Consider the following 17,147-nt stretch of genomic DNA (forward strand, 5'->3'; position numbering starts at 1 on the left):
GCCGGCGGTGACTCTCAGTACCAGCCGTTGGCCTGCCAGAACGCCCAGGCGGCGTTCGGGGAGCCGTAGCGCTCGTTCATGTAGTTGAGGCCCCACTTGATCTGGGTGGCCGGGTTGGTCTTCCAGTCCGAGCCGGCCGAGGACATCTTCGAGGCCGGGAGGGCCTGGACGAGACCGTAAGCGCCACTGGACGAGTTGGTGGCGGAGGGGTTCCAGCCGGACTCGTGGTTCACGATCTTGCTGAACGACTGGTACTGCGAAGCCGGAACGATCTGCTTGGCGATCTCCTGCGGAGTCGCGGCCGAAGCCGTGGACGTCGTGCCGAGCACCGCACCCGAGGCGCCCAGCAGCACGGCTGCGGAGGCGGCGAAGGTCTTCTTGCGGGAGGAGACACGAGTGGAGAGCGAGCGGAACACGAAGCGACCTAACGTCGGGGGCAAGGGCGCGCCGGGCGATTTCGGCAAGCCGGAACCAGAGCCCGGGGAACCCGGATCCTGTGGGAGTCGGCCTGTCCGAGGAGCTGCGCTGGAGCGCTGCTGCCTGGCGACGTCCACCAGACAACCAGGGCCTCCGAGCCCTGGCAACGCCCCCCGGTACGAAGCGGAGTCGGACCCGCGCCGAAGGCCCCCGGGTAGGGGATGGGGTGTTTTCGCAGGTCGAGGCGGGCTATGTGGGGATTTGGGAGGGTCTGCCCCTCCTCCTATTCCACGTCGTACGTGACCTAGGTCCTGTGGGGCGCCTCACCCCGGAGGGGCGTCTCCGGGCCCTCGAATGTGACCTGGGCCTCGAAGTTCGCGCGTCGCGTGGCCCTCCGCAGGGCCTTCAGGAGGGTGCCGCCGACGGTCAGGGTGAGGACGACGGTGAGGGCCGCCCGGCCGAGGTCCCAGCCGAGGGAGGTGGCGAGGACATACGCGAGGAAGCGGACCAGGTTCTCCTGCGCGGGCTCACCGGGCTGGAACGAGATCCCCGTACCGAGGCCTCCCACCGTGACCCAGCCGTAGAGATTGGTGACGGTGCCGTACGCGAACGCGGCCACGAAGCCGTACGCCGAGAGCATCAGCAGCTCGCCCCGGCCCCGGATCCTCTCCGGCCCCGGCAGCAGCCCCGCGCCCATCGTGAACCAGCCCATCGCCAGCATCTGCACCGGCATCCACGGCCCGACACCGCCCGTGAGCAGGGCGGACGCGAACATCGTGACCGCGCCGAGTACGAAACCGAACCCCGGCCCGAGGACCCGGCCGCTCAGCACCATCAGGAAGAACATCGGCTCCAGGCCCGCCGTCCCCGCCCCGAGCGGCCGCAGCGCCGCTCCCACGGCGGCGAGCACACCCAGCATCGCGACCGCCTTGGCGTCCATCCCGCAGTCGGCGATCGTCGCGACCACGACCGCGATCAGCAGCGGCAGCAGGGCGGCGAAGAACCAGGGGGCGTCGGCGGCATGGTCGGTGACGGCCGAGGCGCTGTCCGCGAAGAGCGGCCAGCCGACGCCCAGCAGCCCGACGACGGAGACGAGGAGGAGCGCCGCGATCGAGCGGGGCCCGAGCCGTACGGGTCCCCTTTTCACCACGCCTCCCTGATCTGCTCGACCGTGAGCCAGGGCTGCGGGGCGAGGATCTTCGCGACCTGCGGGGAGAAGGCGGGGGAGGAGACGACGACCTCGGCCGTCGGGCCGTCCGCGACGACCTCGCCGCCCGCCAGGATCACCACCCGGTGCGCCAGCTCGGCGGCCAGCTCCACGTCGTGCGTGGCGAGGACGATGGCGTGACCGGCGGCGGCGAGCCCGCGCAGATGGGCCACGAGGCGGGCCTTGGCCGCGTAGTCGAGACCTCGGGTCGGCTCGTCGAGGAGCAGGAGCGGGGGGCGGCCGGTCAGCACGACCGCGAGCGCGAGCGCGAGGCGCTGGCCCTCGGACAGGTCCCGCGGATGGGTGCCGTCCGCCACGCCAGGCAGCAGCTCGGACACCAGCGCCCGGCAGGTCCCGGGGGCCGCGCCCGCGTCGCTGTCGGCGGCGGAGCACTCGGCGCCGACCGTGTCCGCGTACAGCAGGTCACGGGGCTCCTGCGGTACGAGACCGACGTGCCGGATCATGTCGCGGGGCTCGGTGCGGTGCGGCGAGCGGCCGGCGACGAGGGCGGTGCCGGAGGTGGGCGCGACGATGCCGACGAGGGCGCTGAGCAGGGTGGACTTGCCGGCCCCGTTACGTCCCATGAGCGCGACGGTCTCGCCCGCCCGGACCTGGAGGTCCACCCGCCGCAGCGCCTCGACGCGGTCGCGCCGGACGCCGAGACCGCGGACGTCGACCAGGTGCTCGAACGCCGGCGGGGGCCCGTCCGAGCGGGGTCGGCGCCGGAACAGGGACCCGCCCGCACCCCGGCCCTGCCGGGGGCCCGCGGGCGGTTCATCGGCGGGGGCGGCCGCCGCCGCGGGGGCTTCGAGGGCCCCGGGGGTGCCGGGGGTGCCGGCGGCTCCGGAGTCCTCCGCCGCGGCTCCCGGCTCACGAGGGACGAGGACCGGGGCCCGGCCCTCCAGGCGCGCCTTCACGTCCCCCGCCCGTCGTCGCGCGTCCCGCACGGTCAGGGGGAGCGGGTCCCAGCCCGCGAGGCGGCCCAGGGCCACCACCGGCGGGTGGACCGGGGAGACCGCCATGATCTCGGCGGGCGGGCCCATGACCCCCTCCGGAAGCAGCAGGACCTGGTCCGCGTACTGCACCACCCGCTCCAGGCGGTGCTCCGCCATGAGGACCGTCGTGCCGAGGTCGTGGACCAGGCGCTGCAACACCGCCAGGACGTCCTCCGCCGCCGCCGGGTCCAGCGCGGACGTCGGCTCGTCCAGGACGAGGACGTCGGGATGCGGGGTCAGCACCGAACCGATCGCCACCCGCTGCTGCTGGCCGCCCGAGAGCGTCGCGATCGGGCGGTCGCGGAGCTCGGCGAGCCCCAGCAGATCCAGGGTCTCCTCGACCCGCCGCCGCATCACCGCGGGCGCGAGACCCAGGGACTCCATCCCGTACGCCAGCTCGTCCTCGACCGTGTCCGTGACGAAGTGCGCGAGCGGGTCCTGGCCGACCGTGCCGACCACGTCCGCCAGCTCCCGCGGCATGTGCGTCCGGGTGTCCCGGCCCGCCACGGTCACCCGGCCCTTCAGAGTGCCGCCCGTGAAGTGCGGGACGAGCCCCGACACCGCGCCCAGCAGCGTCGACTTGCCCACGCCCGACGGGCCCACCAGCAGGACCAGTTCGCCCTCGGGGACCGTCAGGTTCACGTCCCGCAGCGTGGGTGTACCGGCGCTGTCGCCGTACGTCACCGAGACGTTCTCGAACCGGATCACGAAGACTCCTTGGAGGCGGGCGCCGGGGCCACGGACGTGGAGGCGGGCGTCGGGGCGACGGACTGGGAGGCGGGCACAGGGGCCACGAACGCGGGCACCAGGCCCACCAGCAACGACAGCGCGGGCCACAGCGGAAGCTCCGGCGCGACGAGCGGGACGACCCCCGGGTGGAGCGCCTCGTACGCGTACACGTTCGCCCAGATCATCAGCGCCGCCACCGCCACGCCCGAACCGGCGACCAGCCAGGACCGCACGCCCCACCGGTCCGGGCGGTACCTGGTCCGCACCGCCCGGAGGCCGCCGAGCCGGAGCCCGGCCATGGCCGCGACGAGACCGGCGACGACCAGCGGCAGCCCGTACCCCGCGCCCTCCGCCGCCAGCAGTCCGTACGATCCCGCGCACACCCCGAGCAGCCCGCCCAGCGTCAGGACGTTCGTCGTCCGCCGCACGGCCGGCGGCACCTGCGCCGTACGGCCGTAACCGCGCGCGTCCATCGACGCCGCCACCGCGATCGAGCGCTCCAGCGCGCCCTCCAGGACCGGCAGGGCGATCTGGAGCACCGCCCGCACCCCGCCCGTCGGCCGGCCTCGCAGCCGCCGGGCCGTCCGCAGCCGCACCACGTCGGCCACCATGTTCGGCGCGAAGGTCATCGCCACCACGACGGTGACGCCCACCTCGTACAGCGCGCCCGGCAGCGACTTGAGCAGCCGCGCCGGATTGGCGAGCGCGTTCGCCGCGCCCACGCAGATCAGCAGGGTCGCCAGCTTGGCCCCGTCGTACACCGCGAAGACCACCTGCTCCGCCGTCACCCGGCCGCCGATCCGCACGCCCTGGGCCCACTCCGGCATCGGCACCTCGGGCAGTGTGAACAGCTCGTACGTCCCCGGGATCGCCGATCCGAGCACGACCGAGAACACCACCCGCAGGGCCACCACGAACAGGCCCAGCTTCACGAACGCCCCGTAGGAGCGGGCCCAGGGGGCGTCCGTGCGGCGGGCCGCGACGACGTAGCCCGCGACCGCGACGATCATGCCGAGGAGCAGCACGTTGGTGGTACGGGAGGCGGCGACGGCCAGGCCGAGCGCCCAGAGCCACCAGGCGCCCGCGTGCAGGGCGTTGGAACGGCTCGCCTCGGGGGCACGGATCATGCGCGTCGGCGGGCCTTCCAGACCGCGGCGCCTCCGAGTACGAGCACGGCGGCTCCGCCGACGAGGATCCCGGCGGAGGGCCCGCCGCCACCGTCGTCCTGCGCCCGAGGGGTCCCCGAGGCGGTCGGGTTCCCGGTGGGCGTCCCCGTCGTGGACGGCGCGCTCGTCTCCGCCACCTGCTCGCCGCAGCCCTTCGCCGGGTACCCGGCGATCCCGCACAGCATCGCCGCGCTGTCGTACCGCAGCGGCTTGGCCACCGCCGCCAGCGCCTCCGCGCCCGTCGCGTCCGTACGGACCTGCGCGCAGCCGGTCTCGACCCGCGGGGCCGGCGGCTTCTCACCCGGCGGGGCGTCCTCGGGCCCGCCGAAGTCGACGACGACCGCCACCCGCTTGGTGCCCGCCTTCTCGTCCGTACCGCTACAGATCGTGGCGAAGTCGGGCGCGGCGGAGGGCCGGGAGGCGTCGCTCGTGTCCTCGCTGACCGCGAAGCGGAAGCCGATCGCGTCCCCGTCGGAGGGCCTGGCGGTCGCCGGACCCTGCGTCGCGTACGCCCACTTCCCGCCGGCGTCGCCCTCCCAGAACGACCAGTACCGGTAGCCGGCGGCCTGGGCGGGTGCGGCGACGGCGAGCGTCAGCGCGAGGGACGCGGCGGCGCCGAAGAACCGCGCGGTCCTCACTTCTTGCGCCCGCTGACCAGGAAGCCGATCCCGACGCCGACGACCATGCCGATGCCGATGATCCACCACACGTCGAACGAGCCGGAGTCGTCGTCGCCCGCCTTGGCCGCGGCGGACGGCGAGGCCTGCGGCGCGGGGCCGGTGGCGCCCAGCTCCTTGAGGAGGTCGGTGCCGCCGAAGGCGCGCGGGTCGACGTGCATCGCCTTCGCCGCGAGGACCAGCTGCGCCCAGGCGGCCGGTCCGTTCTCCTTCGCCCAGGAAGCGCCGTTCTTCTGGAGCCAGGCCAGCGCGCCGGACGCCTCCTTCGTGGCACCGGTCGCGGCGAGCGCGACGACGGCGTCGGCCGTGTTGCCGTAGTCGGGCTGCTCGGCCGGGTCGGCGGCGCCGGGCATCGGCGGGGTGTTCAGGTGGCCGGTCTTCGCCAGCGCGGCGGCCAGGTAGGAGGCGCCGTTGAGCGCGGCCCGGTCCATCGTGGGCTTCGCCAGGTCCGTGCAGACGGGGCTCTGCTGGGGTTCCACGCCCCGCGCGGTGACGCCCTTGCCGAGCCCGGCGAGGGTCGCCGCGGCGGTGGCGTCGGCGTTCGCGAGCAGCTTGCCGTCCTTGTCGGGCTGGTACGCGAAGGCGCCCGCGCCCTCCTTGGCCGAGCAGGGCAGGGCGAGAGCGAGCAGGGCGTCGTACGGGGTCCTGCCCTCCGCGGACTTCACCTCGCCGGGCTTCTCGCCGAGCGCGGTGAGCGCGCTGATGACGATCGACGTGGAGTTGGCGTCGCTGGGGCTGCCGGGGTTGTAGCCCCAGCCGCCGTCCTTGTTCTGCACGCCCTTCAGCCAGCCCGCGCCGGCCGCGGCGGCCTTGGCCAGGGGCTCCGGGTCGGTGGACCCGCGCCCGACCCCGGTGAGCGCCTGGACGGCGACGGCGGTGGCGTTGGTGTCCAGCATGGTGGCCGGGTCGCAGGCCTTGGCGGGGTCCGGGCGGTACGACGTGAAGGCGCCGCTGTCGCACTGCTGCTTCCGCAGCCAGGTCACGGCCTCGTCGGCGGGCTGCACCCCGCTGGTCGTCTGGGCGACGAAGGCGAGCGACTGGCGCCACACACCGTCGTACGTCGGGTCCTTCGTGCCGTAGAGCCCGGCGGGGATCACGGGCGCGGGGGTCGCGGACGGGGAGGGCGCGGCGGACGCGACGGGGACGGCGCCGGTGCAGAGCACCGCTGCGGCTGCGAACGCGGCGGCGCCGCGGCGGACGGTGATCATGCGAGCTGTGGGCCTCTCCTGCGGCCGGGCACCGGCACGTGGAGGCACCAGGCTCGGCTCCGTATTCCTCGACGGTGCCGGCGGTCACGTCCCGGGCGGGGCATTCCGGCTTCCGTCCGCGCAGGACGGTCACGGCTGCGGGTCAGTGCCGGATTTGCACCGGCTTCCCCCCGTACGGGTGTGATGACGACTCGCCCACTCTACCGGCCCGTACACCTCCGCCAGCGGTGGGTGCGAGGCGCCTCACACCCGGGCCGCCGGGGCGCCGGGCGGCTGTGCCCCGCCCCTCTCGCCGGGGCGCCGGGCGGCTGGGTCCCGCCCCCCGCGCCGGGGTCACACCGCCACGTACGTCACCGGATCCGAGCCCGCCACCGCCTCCGCGCGGCCCAGCTTCACCAGCCGGCGCAGATGTGCCTCTGCCTCGCTGACCGCGATGGTCCGGGAGCCGTAGGGGATCTGCTCCCAGGGGCGGTTCCACTCCATGCGCTCGGCGAGCTGCCAGGGAGTGAGCGGGTTCGCGAGGATGGCCAGGAGCCCGGTCAGCCGCTCCTCGTGGTGGTCGAGGAGCGCCCGCACCCGGCCGGCCGCGTCCGTGAAGGCGTACTGGTGGGCGGGGAGCACCTCGGCGACGCCGAGCCGCCCGATCCGCTCCAGCGAGTCCAGGTAGTCGCCCAGGGGGTCGGTGGCGGTGGCGTCGTCGGGGTCCTCGTAGAGGCCGATGTGCGGGGAGATCCCGGGCAGCAGATGGTCGCCGGAGAAGAGCCGGCCGTGCCCGGGGAGCCGGGCGGGGTGCTCCTCCTCCAGGTGGAGGCAGACGTGGCCGGGGGTGTGGCCCGGCGTCCAGACCGCGCGCAGTCGGCGGCCGGCCAGGTCGAGGAGTTCGCCGGGGACGATCTCGCGGTCGGGGAGGGCGGAGCGCAGCCCGGGCAGGGTGCTCGCGCGGCCGGAGGTGCGGGCGGCGCGGAGGGGGGCGGTGTGCTCCTCGGGGGCGCCGACGGCGGCCAGCTTGCGGGCGAGGTAGTCGAGCCACGTGCCGGGCTCGGACTCGCGGGTGCGGCGGACGACGGCGGTGTCGGCGGCGTGCATCGCGATCCACGCGCCGGACGCCTCGCGGACCTGGCCGGAGAGTCCGTGGTGGTCGGGGTGGTGATGGGTGATGACGACCCCGTGCACGTCCTGTACGGAGGTCCCCAACGCGGCCAACCCGTCGGCCAGTTCGGTCCAGGACGCCGGATCGTCCCAGCCGGTGTCGATCAGCACGGGTCCGCGGTCGGTGTCGAGGAGGTGGACGAGGGTGTGCCCGAGCGGGTTGTCCGGGATGGGCACCCGGATCGACCAGACGCCTCCGCCGTGCTCGGTCACCTGGGTCATGGGCCCTCATCTCTCCGCGACGGCACGGCGCTTGCTCGACCATTGCCCACTATAACTAGAACTGGTATCAGTTCTGAAACACAGTCAGAAACATTGCGGGTTCCTGGAGGCAGTCGGCCATGACCGAGCTTGTGGAGCACGGAAAGCTGTACATCGGCGGGGAGTTGACCGATCCGGCCGGCGGTGGCGTCATCGAGGTGGTCTCGCCCCACACCGAGGAGGTCATCGGCCGTGTGCCGCACGCGTCCCGGGCCGACGTCGACCGGGCCGTCGCCGCCGCGCGGGAGGCCTTCGATCACGGGCCCTGGCCGCGGATGACCCTTGAGGAGCGGATCGAGGTCGTCGGCCGGATCAAGGACGCCGTCGCCGTACGTCACGAGGAGATCGCCCGCTCGATCAGCTCCCAGAACGGCTCCCCCTACTCCTGGAGCATCCTCGCCCAGGCTCTCGGGGCCATGATGGTCTGGGACGCGGCGATCACCGTCGCCCGCGACTTCCCGTACGAGCAGCGGCGCTCCGGGGTTCTCGGGCCGATCCTCGTGCGGCGCGAGCCGGTCGGGGTCGTCGCGGCGGTCGTGCCGTGGAACGTCCCGCAGTTCACCGCCGCCGCCAAGCTCGGACCCGCCCTGCTCGCCGGCTGCACCGTGGTCCTGAAGCCCTCGCCCGAGTCCCCGCTCGACTCGTACATCCTCGCCGAGATCGCGACCGCGGCCGGGCTCCCCGAGGGCGTCCTGTCCATCCTGCCCGCCGACCGCGAGGTCAGCGAGTACCTGGTCGGGCACCCGGGGGTCGACAAGGTCTCCTTCACGGGATCGGTCGCGGCCGGCAAGCGCGTGATGGAGGTCGCCTCCCGCAACCTCACCCGCGTCACCCTCGAACTCGGCGGCAAGTCCGCGGCCGTCATCCTGCCCGACGCCGACGTGGCCACCGCCGTCGCCGGGATCGTCCCGGCCGCCTGGATGAACAACGGCCAGGCGTGCGTGGCCCAGACCCGTATCCTCGCCCCGCGCAGCCGGTACGACGAGATCGCCGAGGCGTTCGCGGCCGCCGCGGGCGCGCTCGTCGTCGGCGACCCGCTCGACCCGGCGACCCAGGTCGGCCCGCTGGTCGCCCAACGGCAGCGGCAGCGCTCGCTCGACTACATCAAGCTGGGACAGGACGAGGGCGCCAAGGTCCTGACGGGCGGCGGCCGTCCGGCCGGACTCGACCGCGGCTGGTACGTCGAGCCGACCCTCTTCGGGGCCGTCGACAACTCCATGCGGATCGCCCGCGAGGAGATCTTCGGACCGGTCATCTGCCTCCTTCCGTACGGGGAGGAGAGCGAGGCGCTCCGGATCGCCGACGACTCCGACTTCGGGCTCAGCGGCAGCGTCTGGACCGGGGACGTCGAGCACGGCATCGACTTCGCGCGGCAGGTCCGCACGGGCACCTTCAACGTCAACACCTTCAGCCTGGACATGCTCGGCCCCTTCGGCGGCTACAAGAACTCCGGTCTGGGGCGGGAGTTCGGACCCGAGGGGTTCGGCGAGTACCTGGAGCACAAGATGATCCACCTGCCGGCCGGGTACGAGGGGCCGGGTGGTGCCTGATGGGCGACCGCTGGCAGGTGGAGGTCGACCGGAGCGTGTGCATCGGCTCCGGCATGTGCGTCAACCACGCCCCGGACGGCTTCCGGCTGGACACGGCCCGTCAGTCCCACCCGCGCGAACCGGAGTCGGACGCGAACGAGCGGGTGCTCGCCGCGGCCGAGGGCTGCCCGGTGGAGGCCATCATGATCACCCTCCTCGACGGCGGGGAGCCGGTCTTCCCGCCCGAGGAGTGATGTCCCCGGATTCCCGGGCCTGTGTGACACTCCTGCGGCACACGGACAACAGGGGTGGGACACATGCGAAGGACGTGGCGGGCGACCGCCTGCGGGGCGGCGGCGCTTCTGGCGATGTCGATGACGGGCTGTGCCGCCGGGGAGGAGGGCGGGCCGCCCGCGACCTCCGCCTCGGCATCGGTGTCGGGCAAGGGAGGACAGGGGTTCGGCAGGACGGCGGCGCAGGCCGACATCGACGCGGCGACCTCCGCCGCCGGCCTGCCGGCCTCCGGGCGGCCGGAGCCGCTGCCGTCCGTCACCCCGGCCACGGACACGGCCACGGCCACGGAGAAGGACAGGCTCAAGGCGCGGGCCGCGGCGTGCTCGGCCCACTGGATGATCGCCGGTCCGGAGGTGCTCGAAGGCGGCGATCCCCGGGGGAAGTTCGACGCGGCCGTCGCCGCACTGGTGGAGCGCGGCTGGCGGGTCACGACGGACCGGAGCGAGGACGAGGTCGGGAAGGAGGGCAGCGTCGTCGGCATCACGCTCAAGAAGTCAGGCTGGTCGCTGCTGGGTCGTCATGTCACGGGTGGGCTGGACATGGTGTCCTTCCAGGCGACGGAGGACGCCTGCATGAACAAGTTCACCGAAGCGGAGTGGACGTTGATGCTGAGCGCCGGGGAGTAGGGGAGCCCGCAGGTGCTTCGGCCACCCGTTCACGCGTGCAAAAATTCTCCCCTGATCACGGGGGCAACAGGCCCGCGTGCACCCGGTTCTGGGAGAGTTGTGCGCAAGGCGATGTGGGTGGCCGCGGCCGCCGGTGCGGTGCTGCTGGTCGCGGGCTGCGGCGGCGAGGGCGGCGGTTCGGGCAAGGACAAGGGAGGCTCGTCCGCCTCCTCCTCGGGCTCCACGACCGGCGGTTCGGAGGCCGGCGGCGGCGACAGCCCGGACGCGGCCACGGTGAAGAAGGAGATCGACACCGCCGCCACGGCGGCCGGCTTCACCGAGGACCCCTCGGGCGACGCGGTCCCGGCCGAGCTCAAGACCTGCATGGTGTCCTGGACGGCCGACGCGGAGAAGGCGGCGGACCCGAAGAAGTCCTACGACGCCACGGTGACGGCGCTGACCGGCGGCGGCTGGAAGGAGGGCCGGGGCACCGATCAGGCCGGGTCCACCATCAAGACGCTGAACAAGGGCACCTGGTCGCTCAAGGCCAGCAACCACGGTGCCGCCGGCTTCGCCATCGTGATGTTCATCGGCACGGACAACACCCCGCAGTGCGAGGCCCTGTTCAAGGCCGACCTGGAGAAGAACAAGAAGTCGTAACGGCTCGCTCAGACCGTCCCGCGGCCCTCCGGGGCCGCGGGCGGTGTGGCCGGCCCGTCGGGCGCCGTCAGGTCGATCAGCCGGCAGACCGTCTCGATGTCGATCTTGACCTGCGCGATCGAGGCCCGCCCCGACAGCCAGGTGATCAGCGCCGAGTGCCAGGTGTGCTCGATCACCCGCACCGCGGACAGCTGCTGCGGCGTCGGGTGCTCAAGACCCATCGAGTCCAGGATGATCGCCGTCGTCAGCCGGGAGACCGTGTCCACCTCCGGGCTCACGCTCCGGTCCGCGAAGGTCAGCGCCCGCACCATGGCGTCCGCGAGCTGCGGCTCGCGCTGGAGCGCCCGGAACGCCCGCATCAGCGTCTCCGCGACCCGCTCGGCCGAGGTCTCGCCGGCCGGCGGCCGCTTCCGCAGCGTCGTGTGCATGTGCTGGAGCTGGTCCTGCATCGTCGCGACCAGCAGATGGATCTTGGAGGGGAAGTAGCGGTACAGCGTGCCCAGCGCCACCCCGGCCGCCTCGGCCACCTCACGCATCTGTACGGCGTCGAAACCGCCCCGCCCGGCGAGCTGCGCGCTGGCGTGCAGGATGCGGCGGCGGCGCGCCTCCTGGCGCTCTGTCAGGGGCGGCGAGGCCGGTCTGTCTTCCGCGGTCATGAAGTCCCGTTCCGTGCGGTGGGGGAGCGACGGTATCGCCGGAGTATGGCGGCGCTTCCGCCGTGGCGCGAATCACCTGATCCGGCTCTTACAGCTGGGCTACCTGCCGGTAGATTCTGTGCTCCTTGAACGATCAAGAACGATCAAGTCTGAAACTTGTTCTAGATTAGCGCGAGCGGTTACGCTCCCGCGAAACGCAAGCTCGAAGGGGGCCGCGAGTGACCGCTGAGGCCATAGAGGCAGGCCCCCGCCAGGGCGTCACCGACCATGTCGACGTCCCCCGAGGTCTCGGCAGCGCTCGACCAGGGGGGACCACCATGTTGCGGATCGCTCTCCTGACGTACAAGGGAAATCCCTTCTGCGGGGGTCAGGGCGTCTATGTCCGGCACCTCTCCCGCGAGCTCGCCCGCCTCGGTCACCACGTGGAGGTCATCGGCTCGCAGCCGTACCCCACCCTCGACGAGGGCGTCCCGCTCACCGAGATCGCCAGCCTCGACCTCTACCGCTCGCCGGACCCCTTCCGCACTCCCAAGCGGGACGAGTACCGCGACTGGATCGACGCGCTCGAAGTCGCCACCATGTGGACCGGCGGCTTTCCCGAGCCCCTGACCTTCTCCCTGCGGGCCCGGCGCATGCTCGCCGCCCGCCGCGGCGACTTCGACGTGGTCCACGACAACCAGACCCTGGGCTACGGGCTCCTCGGCGGCCCCCGGGCGCTCGGCGCCCCGCTGGTCACCACGATCCACCACCCCATCACCGTCGACCGGCAGCTGGAGCTCGACGCCGCCGCCGACTGGAAGCGCCGCGCCTCCGTCCGCCGCTGGTACGCCTTCACCCGGATGCAGAAGCGGGTCTCCCGCCGGATGCCCTCCGTCCTGACCGTCTCCGGCACCTCCCGCCAGGAGATCGTCGAGCACCTCGGCGTCCGCGAGGACCGCATCCGCGTCGTCCACATCGGCGCCGACACCGACCTCTGGTCGCCGGACCCGTCCGTCGCCGAGATCCCCGGCCGGATCGTCACCACCTCCAGCGCCGACGTCCCGCTCAAGGGCCTCATCCACCTCGTCGAGGCCCTCGCCAAGCTCCGCACCGAGAACCCCGCCGCCCACCTCGTCGTCGTCGGCAGGCGCGCCGAGGACGGCCCGGTCGCGCAGGCCATCGAGCGGTACGGACTCCAGGACGCCGTCGAGTTCGTCAAGGGGATCTCCGACGAGGAGCTGGTGGACCTCGTCCGCTCCGCCCAGGTCTCCTGCGTACCGTCGCTCTACGAGGGGTTCTCGCTGCCGGCCGCCGAGGCCATGGCCACCGGGACCCCGCTGGTCGCCACGACCGGCGGCGCGATCCCCGAGGTCACCGGAGCCGACGGCGAGACCTGCCTGGCCGTACCCCCCGGCGACGCGGGCGCGCTCGCCACGGCGCTCGGCCGGATGCTCGGCGACACGGAGCTGCGGGCCCGGCTCGGCGCCGCGGGACGGGCACGCGTTCTGGCCAACTTCACCTGGGCGCGCGCCGCCCAGGGCACCGCGGACCTCTACCGTGAGGCGATCGCCTCGCAAGGGAGCGCCGCCCGCGCCGGAGCCCCTCGGTGACCGCGCCCCGCCCGCACCGCCCCCACCCCCGCACCGCCACCCCTCCGGAAGGGCAGACCTCGTGCTGACCGTCGACTTCACCCGCTTCCCGCTCGCCCCCGGCGACCGCGTGCTCGACCTCGGCTGTGGTGCGGGCCGGCACGCCTTCGAGTGCTACCGGCGCGGCGCCCAGGTCGTGGCCCTCGACCAGAACGGCGAGGAGATCCGCGAGGTCGCCACGTGGTTCGCGGCGATGAAGGAGGCCGGCGAGGCCCCGGCCGGCGCGACCGCCACCGCGATGGAGGGCGACGCGCTCAACCTGCCCTTCCCCGACGAGTCCTTCGACGTCGTGATCATCTCCGAGGTCATGGAGCACATCCCGGACGACAAGGGCGTCCTCGCCGAGATGGTCCGCGTGCTCAAGCCCGGCGGCCGGATCGCGATCACCGTCCCGCGCTACGGCCCCGAGAAGGTCTGCTGGGCGCTCTCCGACGCGTACCACGAGGTCGAGGGCGGCCACATCCGCATCTACAAGGCGGACGAGCTGCTCGCCAAGATCCGCCAGGCCGGCCTCAAGCCGTACGGCACCCACCACGCGCACGCGCTGCACTCGCCGTACTGGTGGCTGAAGTGCGCCTTCGGCGTGGACAACGACAAGGCCCTGCCGGTGCGGGCGTACCACAAGCTCCTGGTCTGGGACATCATGAAGAAGCCCGCCCTGACCCGGGTCGCCGAGCAGCTGCTCAACCCGGTGGTCGGCAAGAGCTTCGTGGCGTACGCGACCAAGCCCCACCTGCCCAAGGCCGACGCGTGACGAGTCCCGAGCAGATCGCGGAGCACCTGCTCCTGCCCGGGGTCCTCACCCCCGAGCAGGCCGCCGAGACCGTCGCCGGAGTGCTCGCCGCCCAGCGCGAGGACGGGGCGATCCCGTGGTTCCGCGGCCACCACCTCGACCCGTGGGACCACACCGAGGCCGCCATGGCCCTGGACGCCGCCGGCGAGCACGCGGCGGCGGCCCGAGCGTACGAGTGGCTGGCCCGGCACCAGAACGCCGACGGCTCCTGGTACGCGGCCTACCAGGACGGCGACCCGGACGACGTCACCGACCGGGGCCGGGAGTCCAACTTCGTCGCGTACGTCGCCGTCGGCGTCTGGCACCACTACCTCGCGACGGGCGACGACGCCTTCCTCGACCGGATGTGGCCGACCGTCTACGCCGCCGTCGAGTTCGTCCTCGCCCTCCAGCGGCCCGGCGGGCAGATCGGCTGGAAGCGCGAGGCCGACGGTACGGCGGTCGAGGACGCGCTCCTCACCGGAAGCTCCTCCATCCACCAGGCGCTGCGCTGCGCGCTCGCCATCGCCGAGGCGCGCGAGGAGGCACAGCCCGACTGGGAACTCGCGGCCGGCGCCCTCGGCCACGCGATCCGCAGTCATCCCGAGCGCTTCCTCGACAAGTCCCGTTACTCGATGGACTGGTACTACCCGGTCCTCGGCGGCGCCGTGAGGGGCCCCGCGGCCACGGCCCGGATCGACGCCCGCTGGGACGACTTCGTGGTCCCCGGGCTCGGCGTGCGCTGCGTCCTGCCCAACCCGTGGGTGACCGGCGGCGAGAGCTGCGAACTCGCCCTCGCCCTGTGGGCGATGGGCGAGTCCGACCGGGCGCTGGAGATCCTCCAGTCCATCCAGCACCTGCGCGCCGAGGGCGGCATGTACTGGACGGGGTACGTCTTCGAGGGCGACAAGGCCGTGTGGCCCGAGGAGCTCACGACCTGGACGGCCGGCTCGCTCCTGCTGGCCGTCGCGGCGCTCGGAGGTGACGAGGCGACGGTGGCGGTCTTCGGCGGCGAGCGGCTTCCGACGGGCCTGGAACCGGACTGCTGCGGCTCCTGACCGATCACGCCGGGGCCACCCCTCACAGGGGGGTGGCCCCGGCGGTGGTCAGCGGCGGCGCAGTCCGCCCGCCACCGCGTGGCCGACGGCGAGGTAGACGACGGCCGCGAGACCGTAGCCCGTCACGACCCGCGCCCACGCCTCGTCGAAGGTGAACAGGTCGTAGGACCAGGCCGCCAGCCAGTGGGCGGCGTCCTGCACGAAGCTCACCAGGGCGTTGGCCCGGTTGGCCTCCAGCAGGTACATGAGGATCCACAGGATGATCAGGCCGGCCATGATGTCGGCGACCACGGCGATGACTCTCGCCGTCTGCGTTGTGCCGCTGCGTGAAGTCATGACGTTCGGTTTGCCGCGATCCGGTGGCCGAAACCCGTTCGGAGTCCCCCGGGTGGCGGAGCACCGGGGGCCGGGCGAGCCTGTGGCCACAGCCCTCAGGGAGGTTCCGCCGTGCTCAGCTCCGTCCCCTCAGGTCCGATACGCCGCGGCGTCGTGGCGCTCCTCCTGTCCTGCGCCCTGGTGCTGACGACCGCCGCCTGCGGTGGTGACGACGACCCGAGCGCGAGCGGCAGCGCGTCGCCGACCGGCACGGTCGAGCAGCAGAGGCTCGCCAAGACCAGGTTCGTGGCCAACGCGGGGCTGGCGGCCGGCGCGACGTACCAGTGGATCGTCAAGCCGTACCGCGAGGGCAGGTTCAAGAAGGGCGCCGACGGCCAGAAGTTCGCGCTGGTCAAGGCGGGTCTGGCCGGGGCCTTCGCTTACAACCGCCTCAAGGCCGCCGTGAACAACGCCAAGGGCGACGAGCTGCTGTCGAAGGCGGTCGCGCCGCTCACGGCGGGCATCGACAAGCTCAAGGACCTCGGGACCAAGCTCCGCAAGGGCGAGGCGAGCGAGGCGGACGTCGGGGCGTTCGAGGACGTCATCAACCATGTGAAGGAAGCGGGCCAGAGCGCGGGCGCGGTGGTGACCGACAAGGTGCCCAGCACCTCGCAACTGGGCGGCTAGAGACCGGGCGTCGCCTTCTCAGGAGTTGAGCTCCGCTTCAGGAGTTGAGCTCCGCGAGGAGCCGCAGCGTGGCCGGGTCCGGCGCCGTGACCAGCAGGTCGGTGACCGGCCCCTTGCGCCACCGGTCGAGCCGTTCGGCGATCCGCTCCCTCGGTCCGACGAGCGAGATCTCGTCCGCGAAGGCGTCGGGCACGGCGAGCACGGCCTCCTCGCGGCGGTCGGCGGCGAACAGCTCCTGGATGTGCCGGGCCTCGGACTCGTACCCCATGCGCGCCATCAGGTCGGCGTGGAAGTTCCGGGCGGCGTGCCCCATGCCGCCGATGTAGAAGCCGAGCATCGCCTTGACGGGCAGCAGCCCCTCGGCGGGGTCGTCGCACAGCTGCGCGCGGACCATGGGAGCGACACGGAAGCCGTCGGGCAGCCGGTCCGGGAGGGCGTAGACCTCGGCGTACCGCGAGGGGGACCAGTAGAGCGGCAGCCAGCCGTCGGCGATCCGCAGGGTCTGCGCGATGTTCTTGGGGCCCTCCGCCCCCAGCAGCACAGGGAGATCGGCCCGCAGGGGGTGGGTGATCGGCTTGAGCGGCTTGCCGAGCCCGGTGCCGTCGTCTCCGGTGTACGGGTGGGAGTGGAACCGTCCGTCGAGCGCCACGGGCCCCTCGCGCCGCAGGACCTGGCGGATCACGTCCACGTACTCCCGGGTCGCCGTCAGCGGGGAGCGGGGGAAGGGCCGGCCGTACCAGCCCTCGACGACCTGCGGCCCCGACAGGCCGAGCCCGAGCATCATCCGCCCGCCGGAGAGGTGGTCGAGCGTCAGCGCGTGCATGGCGGTGGCGGTGGGCGTCCGCGCGGCCATCTGCGCGACGGCCGTCCCGAGTCCGATACGGGAGGTGTGCGCCGCGATCCAGGTCAGCGTGGTGAACGCGTCGGACCCCCAGGCCTCGGCGGTCCACACGGAGTCGTAGCCGAGCCGCTCCGCCTCCCGGGCGAGTTCCAGGTGGGCGGGGGACGGGCCGCGCCCCCAGTAGCCGAGGGCGAGTCCAAGGCGCATGACACCGAGCCTTTCTGACGAACCGTCAGTTGTCGTCCGGACTGTACGACAACGGCCCCCCGCCCGGAAGGGATTCCGGGCGAGGG

18 protein-coding genes and 1 riboswitch are annotated in these 17,147 nt (G+C 73.2%); of the genes, 8 read left to right on the top strand and 10 right to left on the bottom strand.

Annotated features, from left to right (window positions below; all coding sequences use genetic code 11):
* Positions 1–14 precede the first annotated feature (14 nt).
* The 7 genes from M5362_RS07210 to M5362_RS07240 form a co-directional block, all read right to left on the bottom strand.
* A complete protein-coding gene (locus M5362_RS07210) occupies positions 15–416 on the bottom strand; it encodes a lytic transglycosylase domain-containing protein (protein ID WP_260226491.1) in 402 nt (133 codons plus the stop codon).
* Positions 417–721: 305 nt separating this feature from the next.
* Positions 722–1,564 (bottom strand): ECF transporter S component, encoded by an 843-nt coding sequence (locus tag M5362_RS07215; RefSeq protein WP_260226492.1) that lies wholly within the window; start codon positions 1,562–1,564, stop codon positions 722–724.
* On the bottom strand, positions 1,561–3,327 hold the full coding sequence (locus M5362_RS07220) for an ABC transporter ATP-binding protein (RefSeq protein WP_260226493.1): 1,767 nt from the start codon (positions 3,325–3,327) through the stop codon (positions 1,561–1,563). Before M5362_RS07220 ends, M5362_RS07215 begins: the two co-directional genes overlap by 4 nt.
* On the bottom strand, positions 3,324–4,475 hold the full coding sequence (locus tag M5362_RS07225; RefSeq protein ID WP_260226494.1) for an energy-coupling factor transporter transmembrane component T: 1,152 nt from the start codon (positions 4,473–4,475) through the stop codon (positions 3,324–3,326). Before M5362_RS07225 ends, M5362_RS07220 begins: the two co-directional genes overlap by 4 nt.
* On the bottom strand, positions 4,472–5,152 hold the full coding sequence (locus tag M5362_RS07230) for an SCO2322 family protein (protein WP_260226495.1): 681 nt from the start codon (positions 5,150–5,152) through the stop codon (positions 4,472–4,474). Before M5362_RS07230 ends, M5362_RS07225 begins: the two co-directional genes overlap by 4 nt.
* Complete coding sequence (locus M5362_RS07235; protein ID WP_260226496.1) at positions 5,149–6,399, bottom strand: prenyltransferase/squalene oxidase repeat-containing protein; 1,251 nt, start codon at positions 6,397–6,399, stop codon at positions 5,149–5,151. The genes M5362_RS07230 and M5362_RS07235 overlap by 4 nt, the downstream gene beginning before the upstream one ends.
* 98 nt (positions 6,400–6,497) lie before the next feature.
* A riboswitch (cobalamin riboswitch) is annotated at positions 6,498–6,569 on the bottom strand.
* A gap of 163 nt (positions 6,570–6,732) precedes the next feature.
* On the bottom strand, positions 6,733–7,770 hold the full coding sequence (locus M5362_RS07240) for an MBL fold metallo-hydrolase (RefSeq protein WP_260226497.1): 1,038 nt from the start codon (positions 7,768–7,770) through the stop codon (positions 6,733–6,735).
* 119 nt (positions 7,771–7,889) lie between these two features.
* On the opposite strand from M5362_RS07240, the gene M5362_RS07245 reads away from it, so the two are divergent.
* From M5362_RS07245 to M5362_RS07260, 4 genes are all read left to right on the top strand, one after another.
* On the top strand, positions 7,890–9,359 hold the full coding sequence (locus M5362_RS07245; RefSeq protein WP_260226498.1) for an aldehyde dehydrogenase: 1,470 nt from the start codon (positions 7,890–7,892) through the stop codon (positions 9,357–9,359).
* A complete protein-coding gene (locus M5362_RS07250; RefSeq protein ID WP_260226499.1) occupies positions 9,359–9,592 on the top strand; it encodes a ferredoxin in 234 nt (77 codons plus the stop codon). Before M5362_RS07245 ends, M5362_RS07250 begins: the two co-directional genes overlap by 1 nt.
* Positions 9,593–9,655: 63 nt before the next feature.
* Positions 9,656–10,258, top strand: a complete 603-nt coding sequence (locus M5362_RS07255) for a hypothetical protein (protein WP_260226500.1) — start codon at positions 9,656–9,658, stop codon at positions 10,256–10,258.
* A 99-nt stretch (positions 10,259–10,357) separates the two neighbouring features.
* Complete coding sequence (locus M5362_RS07260; protein WP_260226501.1) at positions 10,358–10,897, top strand: hypothetical protein; 540 nt, start codon at positions 10,358–10,360, stop codon at positions 10,895–10,897.
* A gap of 8 nt (positions 10,898–10,905) precedes the next feature.
* Here M5362_RS07260 and M5362_RS07265 read toward each other — a convergent pair whose 3' ends face one another.
* Entirely contained in the window at positions 10,906–11,553 is a 648-nt protein-coding gene (locus tag M5362_RS07265; RefSeq protein ID WP_260226502.1) for a TetR family transcriptional regulator, read from the bottom strand.
* 218 nt (positions 11,554–11,771) lie between these two features.
* Between M5362_RS07265 and M5362_RS07270 the strand changes: the two genes are divergently transcribed.
* The 3 genes from M5362_RS07270 (at position 11,772) to M5362_RS07280 (ending at position 15,011) form a co-directional block, all read left to right on the top strand.
* Entirely contained in the window at positions 11,772–13,142 is a 1,371-nt protein-coding gene (locus tag M5362_RS07270; protein WP_260226503.1) for a glycosyltransferase family 4 protein, read from the top strand.
* A 61-nt stretch (positions 13,143–13,203) separates the two neighbouring features.
* Positions 13,204–13,935, top strand: a complete 732-nt coding sequence (locus tag M5362_RS07275) for a class I SAM-dependent methyltransferase (protein WP_260226504.1) — start codon at positions 13,204–13,206, stop codon at positions 13,933–13,935.
* Positions 13,932–15,011: a prenyltransferase gene (locus tag M5362_RS07280; RefSeq protein ID WP_260226505.1), complete on the top strand. Its 1,080-nt coding sequence runs from the start codon at positions 13,932–13,934 to the stop codon at positions 15,009–15,011. The genes M5362_RS07275 and M5362_RS07280 overlap by 4 nt, the downstream gene beginning before the upstream one ends.
* Before the next feature lie 48 nt (positions 15,012–15,059).
* Here M5362_RS07280 and M5362_RS07285 read toward each other — a convergent pair whose 3' ends face one another.
* Positions 15,060–15,347 (bottom strand): hypothetical protein, encoded by a 288-nt coding sequence (locus M5362_RS07285; protein ID WP_260226506.1) that lies wholly within the window; start codon positions 15,345–15,347, stop codon positions 15,060–15,062.
* A gap of 111 nt (positions 15,348–15,458) precedes the next feature.
* On the opposite strand from M5362_RS07285, the gene M5362_RS07290 reads away from it, so the two are divergent.
* On the top strand, positions 15,459–16,013 hold the full coding sequence (locus M5362_RS07290) for a hypothetical protein (RefSeq protein ID WP_260226507.1): 555 nt from the start codon (positions 15,459–15,461) through the stop codon (positions 16,011–16,013).
* Between the two features lie 37 nt (positions 16,014–16,050).
* On the opposite strand, the gene M5362_RS07295 is transcribed toward M5362_RS07290, so the two are convergent.
* Positions 16,051–17,061 (bottom strand): LLM class F420-dependent oxidoreductase, encoded by a 1,011-nt coding sequence (locus tag M5362_RS07295; protein WP_260226508.1) that lies wholly within the window; start codon positions 17,059–17,061, stop codon positions 16,051–16,053.
* Between the last annotated feature and the right edge of the window lie 86 nt (positions 17,062–17,147).

This window comes from Streptomyces sp. Je 1-79 (assembly GCF_025195125.1).
GTDB lineage: Bacteria > Actinomycetota > Actinomycetes > Streptomycetales > Streptomycetaceae > Streptomyces.